The following is a 16,345-nucleotide window of genomic DNA, read 5'->3' on the forward strand; positions in this document are numbered from 1 at the left end:
CGTGGTCCAGGAGCGCCTCGGCCACGCGAACGTGGGCGTGACCCTGGACACCTACTCGCACGTCACCATGCCCATGCAGGCCGAGGCGGCCAACCTGGTCGCCGGACTCATCACGAGCAAGATCACAAACATTCCGTGACCAGTTCCGTGACCACGGGCACTCTTTGATCTTGATATTCAGGTAAACCTGCAGGTCAGCGCGCTGTGCTTTGGCGGTGGAGGTGGGATTTGAACCCACGGAGGAGTTGCCCCCTCACACGCTTTCGAGGCGTGCTCCTTCGGCCGCTCGGACACTCCACCGCCGACCAGGCTACCGGACCGGCCAAGGTCATCGCCGGTCAGCGACGCGGTAACGCTGCTACCTCGCGATGATCATGGGCGTGGCCGGCGTACGCCGAAGAACTCCCGCAGCAACGCCGCACTGTCCTCCTCCAGGACGCCGGCGAGCACCTCGGGCCGGTGGTTGAGCCGGCGATCGCGGACGACGTCCCAGACCGATCCGGCGGCGCCGGCCTTCGGGTCGGCTGCCGCGTAGACGATGCGGTCGACGCGGGCCAGCACGGCGGCGCCGGCGCACATCGTGCAGGGCTCCAGCGTGACCACGAGCGTGCACCCGTCGAGCCGCCAGCGCCCGAGCCGTTCGGCAGCCGCGCGCAGCGCCACCATCTCGGCGTGGCCGGTGGGGTCCTGAGCGGCCTCCCGGACGTTGCGGCCGGCGCCGACGACCTCACCCGCGGCGTCGACCACGACCGCACCGACCGGCACGTCGTCGGTGGCCAGGGCGTCACGGGCTTCGGCGAGTGCCTGCCGCATCGCGCCGGCCCAGCGGTCGGCCGTCGCCGTCACGACCTCAGGTGCCGCGCAGCTGGTCGAGCTCGTCGAGGCAACCGGCGCGCTCGCAGATGGCCGTGATGATGTCGGCCGGCAGCTGACCCTCCTCGGCACACAGCTCGAGCAGGCGGGCCGACGAGGTGCCGAGGTCGGCGACGAGCTCGGCGTCTCCGGCCGGCTCCGCCGCCGGGCGCATCGACTCCTCGTCGTCGTCGTCCTCGCTCTCCTCCGCCTCGACGACCGGCTGGGCGGCGGCCTCTTCGTAGAGGATCCCCGCGACGCGGCTCTGCTCGACCACCCGGGAGTCGGAGACGAACACCCGCGGGTCGTTGTCACCGTCGACCCGGACGACGCCGAACCACTCGTCGTCCTCCTCCACGAACAGCAGCGCCGGGCCCTCGGAGTCGTCGCCGGCGAGCTCGCGCAGCATGTCGACGACCTGGTCGAGGTCCTCCACGTCGTCGAGGTCGAACTCGCTGCCGACCCAGGCTCCGTCGCTGCGCGCCAGTGCGGCGGCGAAGTACGCCACTGTCTCGTCCTCTCCGGTCGCGATCAGCCGATCGCGGCGTCTACTGCCCGCTGGAACGCGTCACCGAACCCGAGCCGCTCGGCGATCGCGGTCAGCATCTCGTCGGCGTAGGCCTCCCCGTCGGCCAGCACCGCGCCGAGCTCCATCTCGTCCAGTCCCAGGTCGGCGAAGATCGACAGGTCCCCCGCCGGCCACACGTCGTCGAGGTCGTCCTCGCCGGGGACGTCGAGGTCGAGGCGCTCGACGACCTCGCGAGCGAGATCCCAGGCGACGGCGGCGGTCACGTCGGAAAGCAGGATACGGACCTCACCGCCTCGCAGCCGCAGCGCGACGAAGAACTCGTCGGCGACGTCGACGAAGGCGATGCTGCCGATGTCGCTCGCCTGCTGGCGCAGCGCCGCGATCAGCCCGTCGAGGTCGTCGACGAGCCGTTCGGGAAGTACGCCGACCTCCCAGGCTCCCTCCTCGCGGGAGACGACGACGGCGAAGCTGGTGTCGTCTTCGACGCGGACAGCCATCTCGCTCCTCCCGGCCGGTGTGGTCGCCGCGCCGGATCGTGACAGATTCCGCGCGGCAACGCGATCCCGGCGGTCAACGAGTCAGGACGGTGAATCGTCACCCGGCCCGGAGCAGGCCGTGCTCGGCGATCGCGTCGAGGGACAGAGTCTTGTAACCCTCGCGGTCGAACAGCACGGTGATGCGGTCGCCGTCGTGGCTCATCACGGTGCCGTTGCCCCAGCGTGGATGCGTCACCCGGGAGGTGACGGCGTAGGGCGAGTCCGGCCCGTCGGCGGTCTCGACCGGCAGCCCGGCGTCGCAGGTGTCGCAGTTGCCACAGGGGTCGTCGAGCGTCTCGCCGAAGTAGGCCAGCAGGAACTGCCGGCGACAGCCGGTCGTGTCGGCGTAGCCGCGCATCATCTCCACGCGGGAGCGGTCCATCCGCTCACGGGCGTCGGCGACCGCGACCGCGGCTTGCGCGGCCTCGGCCGGATCGGGCGCGGCGCCGGGCACCGCGACCTGGCCCTCGTCGGTGCGGACCAGCGCATCGACCTGCTCGAGCAGGTTGACCACGGCGGTCAGGCGGGTCTGCGACAGGTTGGCCTCGTCGGCGAGCGCCGAGGGGTCGACCGGGCGACCGGCGAGTCGCACCAGCTTCGCGACCCGTTCGAGGATGATCGGGTCCGGCGCCGACGAGGCGAAGAACCGCCGCAGCCCGAGATCCTCCGGGCGGTAGAAGAGCACCGCCACCGCGGGCTCGCCGTCACGACCGGCGCGGCCGAGCTCCTGGTAGTAGCTGTCGAGCGAGTCGGCGACGTCGGCGTGCAGCACGAACCGGACGTTGGGCTTGTCGATGCCCATGCCGAAGGCGGTCGTGGCGACGACCACGTCGAGCTCGTCGTCGATGAACCGCTGATGCACCTGCTCGCGGTCGGCCGCGCGCATCCCCGCGTGGTAGGGGGAGGCGCGCAGGCCGATCTCGGCCAGCGCCTCTGCGTAGGCCTCGGTGTCCTTGCGCGTCGCGACGTAGACCAGTCCCGGCTTCGCCTCGGCCGCCGCCCGCAGCACGACCGCCTCCCGCTTGGCGTCGGCCTCGCGGAAGCTCTCGACGTCGAGGTGGATGTTGGGCCGGTCGAAGCCGCACACGACGACCTCGGGGGTGCGCAGCCCGAGCCGCGCGACGATCTCCTCGCGGACCGGCGGCGCGGCGGTCGCCGTCAGTGCGACGACGGTCGGGTGGCCGAGGCGCTCGATGACCGCCCCGAGTCGCAGGTAGTCGGGCCGGAAGTCGTGCCCCCACGCCGAGACGCAGTGCGCCTCGTCGACCACGAAGAGCGACGGGCGGGCCGCCTCCAGCCGCTCCAGCACGTCGGGCTTGGTCAGCTGCTCGGGCGCGAGGAACACGAACTCCGCCGCCCCCGATCCGACCGCTTCCCAGGCCGCGTCGACCGCGCGGCGCGACTGCGCGGAGTTGGCCGCCACGGCGTGCAGTCGATCGCCCTCCCCCTCGGCTCCGGCGCGGGCGAGCAGGCCGGCCACCTGGTCGCGCTGCAGCGCGATCAACGGCGAGACGACGACGGTCGGCCCGTCGCGCAGCACCCCCGCCACCTGGTAGACCGCCGACTTGCCGGCGCCGGTCGGCATCACGACCAGCGTGTCGCGCCCCTCGTAGGCGGCCTGCATGGCGGGCAGCTGACCGGGTCGCAGCCGCGACCAGCCGAAGACCTCTTTCGCCGTACGACGAAGGGCAGCGGCGGGCGACGAAGGTCGGGACAGCGCGGGCTCCTCGGACACCAGAGTCGGTGAAGGACGCGGTGGTCCCTACCCCGGCGTGACGCCGTGGACGCCTGCTCCCGACGGGGACTGTGGATCCGGCCCCGGCCGGATCAGGTGCCCGGGCGGACGGCTCCGGCGTAGTCGGACCGGTAGTAGGGGGAGATCCGCACGTTGGCACCGGTGTGCGGCGCCTCGATCATGTCGCCGTTGCCGATGTAGATGCCGACGTGGTGCAGGTCGCTGCCGAAGAACACCAGGTCGCCCGGCTGCAGCTGGCTACGCGAGACGTGCCGGCCTTCGTTCCACTGGGAGCCGGTGTAGTGGTCGAGGTAGACGCCGGCCTTGCCCCAGACGTACTGCGTGAGCCCGGAGCAGTCGAACGAGTCGGGGCCGGCCGCGCCCCACTGGTAGGGCTTGCCGAGCTCCTTGTAGGCCCAGCGGACCGCGGTCGACGCGCCGCCGGAGCCACCGGGGGCGGGCGAGCTGGGCGTGTCGGACTGGCCGGCGAGGGAGTTGGAGGCGTCCTCGAACGCCTGCGCCTGCTGTGCGGCCGCCGCCGCCCGTGCCGCGGCCGCCGCCGCCTCGCGCAGCGCCGCCTGCCGCTCGGCCGCCTTGCGAGCCCGCTCCGCGGCAAGGCGCGCCTGGCGCTCGATCTCGGCTTCCTTGGCCTGAAGCGTCGACAGCAACGCACGCTGCCGGCCCACCGTCGACTGGATCTCCTGCCGGTCGCTGGCGATCTTCTCGGTGACGGCCTTCTGCGCACCGAGAGCGCGGTCGGCGTCGGCCTGGGCGTCCTCGAGCTGGTGGCGAGCGCTGGAGACCTGGGCCAGCGCCTGCTGCTGGCTGCGGGCGATCTGGTCGAGCGCGTTGGCGCGACCGATGAACGTCTGCGGGGACGAGTCGGTGATCACCTCGAGCTCGGCCAGACCGTGCGAGCGGTAGGCCGCGGCCGCGAAGCTGCCGATGCGGTCGCGCAGGGCGGCGACCTGGTCCTTGGCCCGCTTCACGCGGTCGGACGCCGTCAGGTAGCGCTGCTGTGCTGCTGCCAGATCGATCCGGGCGGCGTTGTAGCGCTCGGCGACCATCTCGGCGTGCGCGTTGAGCGCATCGAGCTGGTGCTGCGCCGCAGCGATCTGCTGCTGCACGTCGCTCGCCGGTGTGGCGCCCGCGCTGCCGGCCGGCAGGACGACGACCGAGGCAGCAACGACGCCGGCGACGCCGGCGGAGGACACGATCGAGACCAGACGGGTCCGCAGACCACGGGGGCTCGCCACAGGCTGGACGGCTCCTCTTCCACAAGCCCGCCTACCGGGTTAGCTGTCGGGTTCGGGCGGGGAAGAGCGCCCTACGGGAGCAAGCTCCCGACTCACCCCAAGGGGACGTGCGTCACCGCACCCGCATCATGCGAGCACGTGGGTCCCCGGTTCCTGCTTGCACAGGATTCGGCGGTGACCTCAACGCCGCCGGCCCCACTGACCGGCAGGTCACGGAGAGGTCACGGCGAAACTAGCAGAGGGGCACGGCCGGTCAACGGACGTTCGCCCCCTACGGTGTCCGACGTGTCGCGCTACGCCCTGGTTCGTGGTGGCACGGCGGGCGCACTACCTACTGACCGGCAGGACTCCCTGATCCGAACGGGGTAACAAGGCAACCGTGGTCTTCATCCTCGGACTCGGCGCCGCACTGGCGCTGGCGGTCGGCTTCGTGCTCCAGCAGCGCGCGGCCTCTCAGGAGCCGCCCGAGGAGATCCTCTCCCCGATCCTGCTGCTGCGCCTCATGCAGCGCCCGATGTGGCTGGCCGGCATCGGCGCGATGGTCGTCGGACAGCTGCTCGGCGCCGGGGCGCTCGACCTGGGCAGCGTCTCGCTGGTGGAGCCGCTGCTCGCCGCCAACCTTCTGTTCGCCCTACCGATGTCGGCGGCCTGGCAACGCCGCCGTCTCGGGCTGCGCGAGTGGGCCGGCGCCTTCATGCTCAGCGGCGGGCTGGCCGGCTTCGTCGTCGTCGGCCATCCGCACGGCGGCACAGCCGCGCATCTCGCCTGGCCCAACTGGATCATCGCCGCCGGCGGCATCGCGATCGTGGTCAGCATCTTCGTGACGATCGGCAAGCGGCTGCCCTTCGGCGAGGAGGCCACGATGCTCGCGCTGGCTGCGGGCGTGCTCTACGGCCTGCAGGACGCGTTGACCCGCCGGATGCTCGCGCCGAAGGAGTTCCACTTCCTCCACCTGCTCACCGGCTGGCCGCTCTACGCGCTGGCGGCGGTGGCGGTGCTCGGCCTGCTGCTCGCCCAGTCGGCGTTCGAGGCTGCGCCGCTGGCCGCGTCGCTGCCGGCGATCACGGTGGCAGAGCCGGTGACCGGCATCGCCTTCGGCGTCGGCGTCTACGGCGAGCGCATCACGCTGTCGCCGGTGGAGCTGGCGATGGAGCTGCTGGCGATCACCTGCATGGTGGTGGGGGTGCTGCTCGTCGCGAGATCACCGCTCGTCAGCGGGGCGGTGCCCCTCGAGGGGGATCCCGGCGCCGTCGAGCTGGCCAACCGCGAGCGGGAGAACGTCTGACGGCACAGCCGTGGCGGCCGCCCGCTCCGCCAACCGGCAGAACGCGCACACCTCGGCGGTGCTCGGTGACCCGCAGCGGCTGCACTCCCCGACCAGACCACGCTCCGTCTCGGCGACCCCGTCGAGCAGGGGCAGCACCCGCTCGATGAAGCCGAGGTAGAAGTCGGCCTTGATCCCGGGCGAGGACTCCTCCATCTGCCCGAGGGTCTCCTTGTAGCGCAGGTGCCGGTTGCCGGCCGCCATCGGACACTCCTCGACGACGTAGTCGATGCCCTTCAGGACGCAGTAGGCCGCGGTCTCGCGCTCGCTCATCCGGATCAGCGGCTTCACCCGGCGGACGAAGCCGTCGGTCGACGGCAGCACCGGACGCTGCCGCGCCAGGTAGTCGACCTGCCAGTGCAGGACGTTGCCGAACAGCACCGCGGCCTCGTCGTCGAGGTTGTGACCGGTGACCAGTACGTCGTAGCCGCGGTCGCGCGCCGCCCGGTTGAGCAGGTGCCGCTTCGACAACCCGCAGGCGGAGCAGGGCGAGCGGCGTACGGCTTGCGACGCCTCCGGGATGCCGAAGCCCGCCTCGGCGCGGACGTCGACCTCGACCAGCGCCACGCCACGGGCGGCCGCGAAGTCTCGGGCGTAGACCGCCGAGTGCTCGCTGTAGTCGCCGATGCCCAGGCCCAGGTAGACGCCGTCGGCCTCGTAGCCGAGATCGAGAAGCAGGTCCCAGACGGCGAGGGAGTCCTTGCCGCCGGAGACGGCCACGAGCGCGCGCTCGCCCGGGGAGATCATCTTGTGCTTCTCGACGGTGCGCCGGACCTGCTCGCGGCAGTGGTGCAGGAAGCAGTCGCGGCAGAAGGCCGCGCGGTGCCGGCGTACGTCGATGACCGCGGGCTCCCGGCAGCGGCGGCACTTCACCGCGCGCCCCCGGAGATCACCGGGCGGATCTCGATCTCGTCGTCCGCGGCGAGAAGGGCGTCGCCGGTGACCAGGCTGTCGCCGCGGATCACGAGCACGGCCTCACGGCGCAGGCCGAGCTGCCGGAGCAGCTTGTCGACGCGCACCGGCCCGTCGACGTCGACGGTGCGCTTGGGGTTGTGCAGCCGGACCTGCATGGCCCCACTGTAGGAGCGAGCGGCGCAGGAGCTCAGCGGTCGCCGAGCACCTCGTCGCGGCGCTGCTGGACATCGGCGTCGTCGAACTGCGTGTCGACGTCCTCCAGCGGCGTGTAGCGCTGCTCCTCGGCGTAGGCCTCGAAGGCACGGAAGTCGGCGTCGGTCTGCGGCCGGTCGAGCAGGGCACGCGGCCACAGCCGGTCGCTGAGCACGACGTTGAGCTCGGCACCGAGCAGCACCAGCTGAGCGGCCAGGTAGAACCACGACAGCAGCACGATGACGATCGCGAACTGGCCGTAGGTGCCCTGGGCACCGTGCAGCTTGTGGGTGACGACGGCGGTCGACCCGAGCTGCAGCGCATACCACGCGACTGCCGAGAACGTGGCGCCCGGCAGCGCCTCGCGCCACGTGATGTCGCGCACGGTCAGCCAGTTGAACGCGACCGCGAAGATGCCGATGTTGATGGCGATCGCGACGATCGCGCTGCCGATCTTCGCGGCGATGCCGAGCGTCGAGCTGGTACCGGTCACGACGCCGGACAGGCCGGTCGAGACGATGAGGCCGATGCCCACGACGAGCATCAGCACGACGGCCCGTTTCGTCTTCTCGACCACGTTGGGGCGGTCGGCCATCGGGATGTTGTAGACGGAGTTGAACGCGGTCTGCGCCGTACGCGCGACCGCGAGGCCGCTCCAGAGCGCCAGCACGAGCCCAACGATCAGGGCCGCGGCGTTGCCGGTCAGCGACTGATTCTTGCCGAGGCTCGAGCCGATCAGCGGGATCTGCGAAAGCCAGGAGTGCTGGACGTTCTTCTGCAGGTCGGGGTGACCGGTCAGCACGTAGCCCAGGATCGTCGTCGCCGCCAGGATCAAGGGGAAGATCGAGAAGAACGCGTAGTAGGAGATCAACGCGGCGAGGTTGGAGGCCCGGTCCTCGCTGAACTTGCGGATCACGGCGTAGGGCAGGCCGAGCCAGTCCCGCCGCCGCTGGTAGCCGTCGGCGCGGCGCACGGCCGCGAGCAGGCGCTCCTTCATGACCCTCCTCTACCCCGCAGCGACCTTCGCCCGACCCAAGCCGGGTCCTAGAGTGCGGGAATGCTGCGTTGCAGCTCTCAGCCTCCGGAGGTCCCCGCATGAGCGATCTCGTGCTGTACGACGTGCGCGACGGCGTCGCAGTCCTCACCCTCAACCGGCCCGACCGGCTCAACGCCTGGTCGCTCGACATGGAAGCCGTCTACGCGGAGTGCCTCGACCGCGCGGCGGCCGACCCCGACGTACGCGTCGTCGTGGTCACCGGCGCCGGCCGCGGGTTCTGCGCCGGCGCCGACATGGACCTGCTCCAGGGCATCGGCGGCGGCAACGCGGGCCAGCCCCGCCACGAGAAGGCCCACTACGAGTTCGAGCCGGCGGTGCCCAAGCCGGTGATCGCGGCGATCAACGGCGCGTGCGCCGGGCTCGGCCTGGTCCACGCGCTGCTGTGCGACATCCGGTTCGCCGCGGCCGGCGCGAAGTTCACGACCGCGTTCGTCCGGCGGGGCCTCATTGCCGAGCACGGGTCGGGCTGGCTGCTGCCGCGCGTCGTCGGCCTGTCCCGATCGCTCGACATCCTCATGTCCGGTCGGGTCTTCCTCGCCGAGGAGGCCGAGCGCATGGGCCTGGTCGACCGGGTCGTCGCGCCCGAGGCGCTGCTCGACGAGACGCTGGCCTACGCCCGCGAGATGGCGACCTGGTGCTCGCCCGCGTCGATGCGGGAGATCAAGACGCAACTCTGGCACCAGGCCTGGGGCTCGCTCGAGGACAACGTGCACGACGCCAACCAACGCATGGTCGCGTCGTTCGGCCGGCCCGACTTCAAGGAAGGCGTGCAGAGCTACCTCGAGAAGCGCGAGCCGCGGTTCACCGGCGTCACCGAGTAGGGGCCGGCCTCAGCGCAGGTGCATGCCGCCGTCGGAGATCCACACCTCGCCGGTCGTGTAGCGCGAGCGGAGCAGGGCCAGCACGACCTCGGCCATGTCGTCGGGCTCACCGGAGCGTCGTAGCGGCGCCATGGCCTGCACCGCCGCGTGCGTGTCGTCCCAGTCGGCGGTCCAGGGCGTGGAGATGAGGCCGGGGGCCACGGCGTTGACGCGCACCTCCGGCCCGACCACGGCAGCGAGCAGCCGGGTCAGGTGGTTGAGGGCGGCCTTGCTCGCGGCGTACGGAATCGAGGAGCCGGTCGGGCGCACGCCCGCCAGCGACGTGACGTTGATGACCGATCCGTCGCCCGAGGCCTTGAGGTGCGGCATCGCCGCGACCGTGAGCTGCCAGGTGCCGATGACGTTGACGTCGAAGATCCGCCGCCAGATGTCCGGGCTCGCGGCCTCGAGATCGGCGTGCGGGATGCGCACCGTCGTACCCGCGTTGTTGACGAGCACGTCGAGCCCGCCCATGCGGTCGACAGTGCGCTGCACGAGGTCGACGGCCTGCGCCTGGTCGGCGACGTCGGCCTGCAGGTAGGTGGCCCCCTCGAGCTCGGCGGCGAGCGACTCGCCCTCGTCGACGGAGCGCACGGAGTTGACGACCACCCGCATGCCTTCGGCGGCGAGGCGGCGCGCGACGCCCGCCCCGATGCCCGACGACGAACCGGTGACGAGTGCGACCTTGCCGGCCAGATCGGCCACTTATGCCTCCTCGGGTGAGAGCCGGACAACCATCTTGCCCAGGTGGTGGCCGCCTTCGAGCACGTCGAGCAGCGCCTGCACGGCGCCCTCGATGCCGTCGACGACGGTCTCGCGGTAGCGGACCGCGCCGGAGCGCAGCAGCCCGCCGACGTGCTCCAGGAACGCCGGTGCGCGATCGGCATGGTCGCTGACGATGAAGCCCTGCAGGCGGATTCGCTTGCCGACGACCAGGGGCAGGTTCGCCGGGCCGCCGGTGCGCTCGTTGTACTGCGAGATCATCCCGCAGGCGGCGATCCGGCCGAACGGGTTCATGCACTCGATCGCGGCGCCGAGCTGCTCGCCGCCGACGTTGTCGAAGTAGACGTCGACCCCGTCCGGCGCGGCGTCGCGCAGCTTGTCCAGCACGCCGCCGCCGTGGTAGTCGAACGCCGCGTCGAAGCCGAGCTCGCCGGTCAACCACTCGACTTTCTCAGCGTTGCCGGCACTTCCGACCACCCGGCAGCCGTGCTGCCGGGCGAGCTGGCCCACCAGGCTGCCGACCGCCCCGGATGCCGCCGAGACGAAGACCGTCTCGCCCGGCTTCGGCTGGCCGATGTCGAACAGGCCGACGTAGGCCGTCATCCCGGGCATGCCGAGGACGCCGAGGTAGGCCGCCATGCCCACCCCCGCAGGGTCGACGACCTCGCACCGGGACGCGGGCACCACGGCATACTCCTGCCACGCGGTGTTGGTGCGCACGCAGGCGCCTTCCGGCAGCGTGTCGGTGGTGGAGGACTCGACGACCCCGACCGCGCCGCCGTACATCGGCTTGCCGAGCTGGTAGGGCGGGGCGTACGACGGCCCGTCGTTCATGCGGCCGCGCATGTAGGGGTCTACCGACATGTAGACGTTGCGGACGAGCACCTCGCCGTCGGCGGGCGGGCCGACCTCCACCTCCTCGAGGGAGAAGTCGGCCGGCTTCGGCCAGCCCTGCGGCCGGGACAGCAGTTGCCACTCGCGGCTACGCACCATGCCGGCGATGCTCCCACGGCGAATTTCCGGGAGGACAGGCGGAACTCACCACGCCGTGTCTGTCGAAGTGCCGGCGGCAGGCCGATGCACGACGTACCGTCGCTCGGGGGACGACCGCTTCATCCCGTACTAGGGGGTTAGTACTTCATGCTCCGGACACGTGCCCGTCACCGGCAGTTCGGCCTCCTTTCGGCCTTCGTGACCTTGATCGTCACGATCTTCGCGACTCCGGCGTGGGCGTCGCTGACCGGGCCGGACGTGTCCAACTGGCAGCACCCCAACGGCGCCGCGATCAACTGGCAGACCGTGCGCCAGAGCGGCAACGAGTTCGCGTTCATCAAGGCGACCGAGGGGCCGGGGCCGCGCAACGGTCAGAAGTGGTACACGAACCCCTACTTCGCCGCCGACTGGCGCGACGCCGGCGCCGCGGGACTGGCGCGCGGCGCCTACCACTACGCCCAGCCGGCCAAGCCGACCACCACCACCGCGGTCGACCAGGCGCGCTACTACGTCTCGCAGACCGGCACTATGCACGGCAAGCGCGACCTGCCGCCGGTGCTCGACCTGGAGGAGAGCAACGGGTTGTCGCCGTCGGACCTGCTGGCGTGGGCGCAGGCGTGGCTCCAGGAGGTCCAGCGGCTCACCGGGCGCCAGCCGATCATCTACACCTACCTGAACTTCTGGCAGGTGCAGATGGCCAACACCACGGCCCTGTCCAACTACAAGCTCTGGTTCGCCCGCTACACGAGCGACCCGTCGCAGACGACCCCGCCGGGCGGCTGGCAGACGTGGACGTTCTGGCAGTACACCTCGAGCGGGCAGGTGCCCGGAATCACCGGCAGCGTCGACATGTCGCGGTTCTGCTGCGCCCTGACCAACCTCAACGCGCTCGCCAACGGGGCGGCCGCCTCGGCCGCCGCGAGCAACCCGTTCGGGTCCTGGGACCACAGCGTGCGCCAGCCCGGCGGGGTGATGGTGCAGGGCTGGGCGATCGACCCCGACACGACCAACGCGGTGCAGGTCCACGCCTACGTCGACGGCAGCCTGGTGCAGCCGATCACGGCCGACGCACCCAGCCCCGACGTCTCGCGCTCCTACCCCGGGTTCGGCAACAACCACCGGTTCAACACCGTGGTCTCGTCGGTCGGCGGCAGCCACAAGGTGTGCCTCTACGCGATCAACCAGGGCTACGGCAGCGGCAACCCGCCGCTGGACTGCCGCCAGCTCTACCTGTCCTCCACGCCGTTCGGGCACCTCGACGTCGTGAAGCAGACCCCGAAGGGCGTCGCCGTCCAGGGCTGGTCGATCGACCCGGACACCGCCGACCCGGTGATGGTCCACGTCTATCTCGACGGCGTGCCGGTGCAGGCGATCAGCGCCAACGACTCGCGGCCCGACGTCGCGGCCCGCTACCCCGGCTACGGCTCCACGCACGGCTTCAGCACCGCGCTGCCGATCACCTCGGCCGGGCTGCACACGGTGTGCGCCTACGCGATCAACCTGATAGGCAAGTCGATCAACCCCCAGCTGGGCTGCCTGAAGATCAACGTCACCACGACGCCGATCGGTCACCTCGACGGGGTCGACGTGACCTCGAGCGGGATGAGCGTCCACGGCTGGGCCCTCGACCCGACCACGGCATCGGCGATCCCGGTGCACGTCTACGTCGACGGCACGCTGGTCAAGGGGGCGCTGGCCGACGACAGCCGGCCCGACGTGGGCGCGCTCTTCCCGGGTTACGGCGCGGCCCACGGCTTCGGCGTCACCCTGCCGGCCCCCACGGCCGGCCCCCACCAGGTGTGTGTCTACGCGATCGCGCAGACACCCGGGGCGGTCAACCCGAGGCTCGGCTGCCTGTCGGCCGGCTGACGTCGAGACCACGCGCGAAGGGCCCGGCCCCCCTGGGGTAGCCGGGCCCTTCGGCGTACGACGGACGCTAGGCGGGGACCGCCACCGGGAACGTCGCGTCGACCCGGCCGATCTGGTCGAGGCACTCGACGAAGAAGTAGATGGTCTTGAAGAACTCGAGGATGTCGCCCTCCTCGATGAGGATCTTGCGGTACATCACGGTCCGCTTGGCGTCGTAGCCCTCGACCAGCTTCTTCCAGTCGGCGAAGCTGCCGCCGAGGACGTAGGTCGCCTCGAGCGGGTCGTCGGGTCCGATGATGCGGCAGTCGGTGACGTTGCCGCCGCTCCACTGCACGTAGAGGTAGGCCGGCGCGCCGCCCATCTCCTTCGGCAGGTCGCGGACGCCGAGCGCCCACGACCCCTCGTAGATGGAGCGGATCAGGTCGAAGAACGCCCAGTACTCCGGCAGGGCGTTGCCGCGGACCTCCTCGCTCGGGCCGGCCTGCAGCGCCTCGCGGACGTCCTCCGCCCACTGCTTGCTGAAGAACTCCGCCATCTCAGCCACCCGCCAGCTGGGCGCGCGCCTGGTCGAGCAGGTCCTCCAGGTCCTGGGACAGCGAGATGCCGACGTCGTTGCACTTGCGCCGCAACTGCTGCTGGAAGAGCAGGTTGACCTCTTCCTCGGTCCAGCCGAGCGGCTCGAAGTAGATCTCACGGCTGCGTACGCCGGACGCGTAGAGGATCGTCCGCAGGGTGTTGTGGATCTCGTGGATCATCGACGGGTCCTTGCGGACCGCGTCCTGGAGGTACTTCATGCCGCCCTGCACGTGGCGGGACTCGTCGCGGCAGGTGGCGGTGAAGCCGGTGTAGTAGGCGGGCAGGAAACCCTTCCAGCGGGCGTAGGACAGCGTGACCTTCATGACCGACAGCGCGAGCACGCCCTCGATCCAGAGGAAGTAGGTGGTGCCGTAGCGCACCCGGGCCCGCTCGTCGTAGGGGTCGCGGCGCAGCTCCTCGGCCTGGTAGGCGAGCAGGCCGAAGGGGCTGATGAACGTCTCGGCGACGTAGGGGAACGTCGCGTCGAGGACGTCCATGATGTCGTTGCCCTGCAGGCCGACGACCTCGCGGTAGAAGCGGTCGAAGAACACCGTGTGCCGCGCTTCGTCCTCGATCTGCGCGGCAATGTGGAGCTTCTCCTCCTCGTTGGCTCCGATCATGAAGATCGGCAGCTCGATCTCCACCTGGCGCTCGCCGTGGTGGAAACCGGAGGAGATCGCGGTGAACGAGTCACGCTCGTCCTGGGTCATCTTCTCGTGCCAGTCGATCTTGTCCTGGCTGAAGTCGAGGTCGTAGACGTCCCAGCGCTGCTTGAGGTACTTGCGGTAGAGCGTGGCGAAGTCGGGCAGCCGCTTGAGGTCCTTGTGCACCAGCTCGATCACGTCGTCGATGTCCAGGTCACGGACGCCGGCGAGGTCGACCCCCTCGATCATCGCGACGTCCTGGTCGGACAGCGCGCGGGGGCCTTCGTGCAGAACAGCGGTGGGGCTCTTGCGCTCGGCGAGCTCGGTCATGCGTTCAGCCTCCGATGGACGAACGTCTAGAACGTCGTTCTACCGGGCCACGGTAACCATCGTGGTCACATCGGACAAGCAGTTCGCTTTAGTCGCGACCGGTGGCCGCCGCTCGGCCCCGGCCGGGTCGCCGGCCGCTCAGTCGCGGTGGGTGGCCCGCAACGCCTCGAGCCCGGGCTGGGGCGCCTCTGTCGGGTGGCGCAACCAGCGCAGGCTGTCCTTCAACGTGCTCACCGTGCGACGGGGACCCTTCACCCGGAAGAGCCCGAGGGCACCGGCGAGCGCGGCGTTGCCGGCGATGAACGCGAAGATCATGCCGATCGCGACGAACCCGACGGCCGTGGCGCCGTCGACCATGCCGGCGAAGGCGAACGACGCGGCGACGATCAGCAGCACGAAGGCGAAGTAACCGATGCCGGCGGCGGCCAGCAGCAAGACCGACCCGAAGCCGATCTTGCGGCCCTCGATGCGCAGCTCGTGCCGGGCGAGCTCCTTCTCCTGCTGGAGGAGGCGCGAGAGCGTGACTTTGGCGTGCGCGGCCAGCTCGCCGAGCGTGCGCTCGCCCTCGACCGGTGCTGCCACGATCCCTCCCTGCCCGACTCGTGCGGCAGCCTAACCGCGGGCCACCGGATCACCTGCTCGGGACGGCGTCCCACACCATGCGGTTGCCGTCTGCGGTACCGAGCAGCTCGCGCGGGTCGTGCTTGTCGATGTGCCCGATCAGCCCGTTGTAGACGGAGTAGCCGACCAGCTGCTGCAGCCGGGGCGGGAACTCGCGGACGAGCGCCGGCGGCACGCCGAGCTGCTGGTTCTCCTGCTGGCGGATGAAGCCCGCGCAGTAGTTCATGGCGATGCCGTAGCGCCGCTCGTCGGTGCGGTTGGCGCCGCCTCCGTGCCAGAGCGCGCCGTCCCAGACGAGCACGCTGCCCTTGCGCATCTCGGCGGGGATGGTCTCGTAGTCGCCGCCGTAGTCCGGGTTGTCCAGCAGGTGCGAGCCCGGCACCAGGCGGGTGGCGCCGTTGGCCTCGGTGAAGTCGGTGATCGCCCACATCGTGTTGCAGACCAGCGGCGGGTGCGGCTTGGGCAGCGGGATGAGGATGTCGTCGCTGTGGATCGGCTGCGCCTTCTCGCCGGGGCAGATGACGATCGACGACAACGACGAGATCAGGCAGCCGGGATCGAGGACGCCCTCGACGACGGGCAGCACGGTCTCGTCGATCGGGATGCCTTGGTACAGCGCGCCGTGGACCAGCAGGTTGTAGATGCGCAGCGTGCGGGCGCCCTCGAAGTCGTTGCCCGCGGGTACGACACCGAGCTCGCGCTCCAACCGGTCGAGGTCGTCGCGCACCCGGTCCGCGAGGTCGGGCTCGAAGGCGTCCTCGATGATCGAGTAGCCCTGCTGCTTGACCTGGGCGATGTGGCCGGCGGCGTCCGTCATGCCGGCCATCATGGCCTGCTCAGCCGGACTTGTAGAGGCCGGTCACCGTGCCCTTCGCGAGCACGTGGCCGCGGGTCATGAAGTTGAACTTCGCGTAGGTCGTCGTCTCGTCGAGGTCGAGCGTGGTGTCGAGCGCCCACACGGTGAAGTGGTAGTGGTGCGGGTCGTCACCGGGTGGCGGTGCCATCCCGCCGTACTGGCTCTCGCCCCAGTCGGTGAACCCCTGGACGCTGCCCTTCGGCTGCTTGCCGCTCGCGCCGGCGCCCGCGTCGAGCTTCGTGGTGCCTGGGTCGATGTTGAACAGCACCCAGTGGACGAAGCCGACTGTGGTCGGGGCGTCGGGGTCGTAGCAGGTGACGGCGAAGCTCTTGGTGCCGTCGGGCGCCCCGGACCACGAGAGGTCCGGGCTGACGTTGTCGCCGCCGGCGTAGGAGTGCGCCGCCTTGCCCGGGATCGTCTCGCCGTCGCCGAACATGCTGCTGGTCACGGTCAGGTCTGCCATGTGGGCCTCCGTCT

18 protein-coding genes, 1 tRNA gene and 1 riboswitch are annotated in these 16,345 nt (G+C 70.7%); of the genes, 3 read left to right on the forward strand and 16 right to left on the reverse strand.

Annotated features, from left to right (window positions below; all coding sequences use genetic code 11):
• Positions 1-210: 210 nt before the first annotated feature.
• The 6 genes from VFJ21_10695 to VFJ21_10720 form a co-directional block, all read right to left on the reverse strand.
• Positions 211-300: transfer RNA gene (locus VFJ21_10695), tRNA-Ser, on the reverse strand.
• 72 nt (positions 301-372) lie between these two features.
• Complete coding sequence (locus VFJ21_10700) at positions 373-813, reverse strand: nucleoside deaminase (protein HET7407588.1); 441 nt, start codon at positions 811-813, stop codon at positions 373-375.
• A 37-nt stretch (positions 814-850) separates the two neighbouring features.
• The gene (locus tag VFJ21_10705; GenBank protein ID HET7407589.1) at positions 851-1,360 is read right to left on the reverse strand and encodes a tRNA adenosine deaminase-associated protein; all 510 of its coding nucleotides are present in this window, start codon (positions 1,358-1,360) and stop codon (positions 851-853) included.
• Between the two features lie 23 nt (positions 1,361-1,383).
• Entirely contained in the window at positions 1,384-1,878 is a 495-nt protein-coding gene (locus VFJ21_10710) for a tRNA adenosine deaminase-associated protein (protein HET7407590.1), read from the reverse strand.
• A gap of 97 nt (positions 1,879-1,975) precedes the next feature.
• On the reverse strand, positions 1,976-3,652 hold the full coding sequence (locus tag VFJ21_10715) for a RecQ family ATP-dependent DNA helicase (GenBank protein HET7407591.1): 1,677 nt from the start codon (positions 3,650-3,652) through the stop codon (positions 1,976-1,978).
• Positions 3,653-3,744: 92 nt separating this feature from the next.
• Complete coding sequence (locus VFJ21_10720; GenBank protein ID HET7407592.1) at positions 3,745-4,908, reverse strand: NlpC/P60 family protein; 1,164 nt, start codon at positions 4,906-4,908, stop codon at positions 3,745-3,747.
• 12 nt (positions 4,909-4,920) lie between these two features.
• Positions 4,921-5,092, reverse strand: a riboswitch (cyclic di-AMP (ydaO/yuaA leader).
• A gap of 195 nt (positions 5,093-5,287) precedes the next feature.
• Between VFJ21_10720 and VFJ21_10725 the strand changes: the two genes are divergently transcribed.
• Positions 5,288-6,193: a DMT family transporter gene (locus tag VFJ21_10725; GenBank protein ID HET7407593.1), complete on the forward strand. Its 906-nt coding sequence runs from the start codon at positions 5,288-5,290 to the stop codon at positions 6,191-6,193.
• On the opposite strand, the gene VFJ21_10730 is transcribed toward VFJ21_10725, so the two are convergent.
• The 3 genes from VFJ21_10730 to VFJ21_10740 are packed head-to-tail and all read right to left on the reverse strand — an operon-like array spanning position 6,110 to position 8,336.
• On the reverse strand, positions 6,110-7,105 hold the full coding sequence (locus VFJ21_10730; GenBank protein ID HET7407594.1) for an ATP-binding protein: 996 nt from the start codon (positions 7,103-7,105) through the stop codon (positions 6,110-6,112). The genes VFJ21_10725 and VFJ21_10730 overlap by 84 nt on opposite strands.
• Positions 7,102-7,302: a MoaD/ThiS family protein gene (locus VFJ21_10735; GenBank protein ID HET7407595.1), complete on the reverse strand. Its 201-nt coding sequence runs from the start codon at positions 7,300-7,302 to the stop codon at positions 7,102-7,104. Before VFJ21_10735 ends, VFJ21_10730 begins: the two co-directional genes overlap by 4 nt.
• A gap of 32 nt (positions 7,303-7,334) precedes the next feature.
• Entirely contained in the window at positions 7,335-8,336 is a 1,002-nt protein-coding gene (locus tag VFJ21_10740; protein HET7407596.1) for a YihY/virulence factor BrkB family protein, read from the reverse strand.
• Between the two features lie 98 nt (positions 8,337-8,434).
• Here VFJ21_10740 and VFJ21_10745 point away from each other — a divergent pair, with 98 nt between their 5' ends.
• Positions 8,435-9,217, forward strand: coding sequence for an enoyl-CoA hydratase (locus VFJ21_10745; protein HET7407597.1), 783 nt, complete (start codon positions 8,435-8,437; stop codon positions 9,215-9,217).
• 9 nt (positions 9,218-9,226) lie between these two features.
• On the opposite strand, the gene VFJ21_10750 is transcribed toward VFJ21_10745, so the two are convergent.
• Both VFJ21_10750 and VFJ21_10755 read right to left on the reverse strand, forming a co-directional pair.
• Entirely contained in the window at positions 9,227-9,961 is a 735-nt protein-coding gene (locus VFJ21_10750) for an SDR family oxidoreductase (GenBank protein HET7407598.1), read from the reverse strand.
• Positions 9,962-10,972, reverse strand: coding sequence for an NADP-dependent oxidoreductase (locus VFJ21_10755; protein HET7407599.1), 1,011 nt, complete (start codon positions 10,970-10,972; stop codon positions 9,962-9,964).
• Positions 10,973-11,170: 198 nt separating this feature from the next.
• Between VFJ21_10755 and VFJ21_10760 the strand changes: the two genes are divergently transcribed.
• Positions 11,171-12,841: a glycoside hydrolase family 25 protein gene (locus VFJ21_10760; GenBank protein ID HET7407600.1), complete on the forward strand. Its 1,671-nt coding sequence runs from the start codon at positions 11,171-11,173 to the stop codon at positions 12,839-12,841.
• 67 nt (positions 12,842-12,908) lie between these two features.
• Here the strand turns inward: VFJ21_10760 and VFJ21_10765 are convergent, their stop codons facing one another.
• The 5 genes from VFJ21_10765 to VFJ21_10785 all read right to left on the reverse strand — a co-directional run bounded on the left by VFJ21_10765 (position 12,909) and on the right by VFJ21_10785 (position 16,331).
• Positions 12,909-13,385, reverse strand: a complete 477-nt coding sequence (locus VFJ21_10765) for a hypothetical protein (protein HET7407601.1) — start codon at positions 13,383-13,385, stop codon at positions 12,909-12,911.
• Positions 13,378-14,391, reverse strand: a complete 1,014-nt coding sequence (locus VFJ21_10770) for a ribonucleotide-diphosphate reductase subunit beta (GenBank protein ID HET7407602.1) — start codon at positions 14,389-14,391, stop codon at positions 13,378-13,380. Before VFJ21_10770 ends, VFJ21_10765 begins: the two co-directional genes overlap by 8 nt.
• Positions 14,392-14,529: 138 nt before the next feature.
• A complete protein-coding gene (locus tag VFJ21_10775) occupies positions 14,530-14,973 on the reverse strand; it encodes a phage holin family protein (protein ID HET7407603.1) in 444 nt (147 codons plus the stop codon).
• Between the two features lie 49 nt (positions 14,974-15,022).
• Positions 15,023-15,829 carry a phytanoyl-CoA dioxygenase family protein gene (locus VFJ21_10780; protein ID HET7407604.1) on the reverse strand — a complete coding sequence of 269 codons (807 nt, stop codon included), beginning with the start codon at positions 15,827-15,829 and terminating at the stop codon, positions 15,023-15,025.
• A 19-nt stretch (positions 15,830-15,848) separates the two neighbouring features.
• Positions 15,849-16,331: a YbhB/YbcL family Raf kinase inhibitor-like protein gene (locus VFJ21_10785; protein ID HET7407605.1), complete on the reverse strand. Its 483-nt coding sequence runs from the start codon at positions 16,329-16,331 to the stop codon at positions 15,849-15,851.
• Positions 16,332-16,345 lie beyond the last annotated feature (14 nt).

The sequence above is a fragment of the Mycobacteriales bacterium genome (assembly GCA_035690485.1).
In the GTDB taxonomy this organism is placed as follows: domain Bacteria; phylum Actinomycetota; class Actinomycetes; order JAFAQI01; family DASSKL01; genus DASSKL01.

Bases quoted from the DNA above. Each gene is read 5' to 3' on its own strand.
- VFJ21_10770 (HET7407602.1), bottom strand. From the start codon at position 14,391: ATGACCGAGCTCGCCGAGCGCAAGAGCCCCACCGCTGTTCTGCACGAA.
- VFJ21_10740 (HET7407596.1), bottom strand. From the start codon at position 8,336: ATGAAGGAGCGCCTGCTCGCGGCCGTGCGCCGCGCCGACGGCTACCAG.
- VFJ21_10780 (HET7407604.1), bottom strand. From the start codon at position 15,829: ATGACGGACGCCGCCGGCCACATCGCCCAGGTCAAGCAGCAGGGCTAC.
- VFJ21_10700 (HET7407588.1), bottom strand. From the start codon at position 813: ATGCGGCAGGCACTCGCCGAAGCCCGTGACGCCCTGGCCACCGACGAC.
- VFJ21_10735 (HET7407595.1), bottom strand. From the start codon at position 7,302: ATGCAGGTCCGGCTGCACAACCCCAAGCGCACCGTCGACGTCGACGGG.
- VFJ21_10745 (HET7407597.1), top strand. From the start codon at position 8,435: ATGAGCGATCTCGTGCTGTACGACGTGCGCGACGGCGTCGCAGTCCTC.
- VFJ21_10710 (HET7407590.1), bottom strand. From the start codon at position 1,878: ATGGCTGTCCGCGTCGAAGACGACACCAGCTTCGCCGTCGTCGTCTCC.
- VFJ21_10755 (HET7407599.1), bottom strand. From the start codon at position 10,972: ATGGTGCGTAGCCGCGAGTGGCAACTGCTGTCCCGGCCGCAGGGCTGG.
- VFJ21_10785 (HET7407605.1), bottom strand. From the start codon at position 16,331: ATGGCAGACCTGACCGTGACCAGCAGCATGTTCGGCGACGGCGAGACG.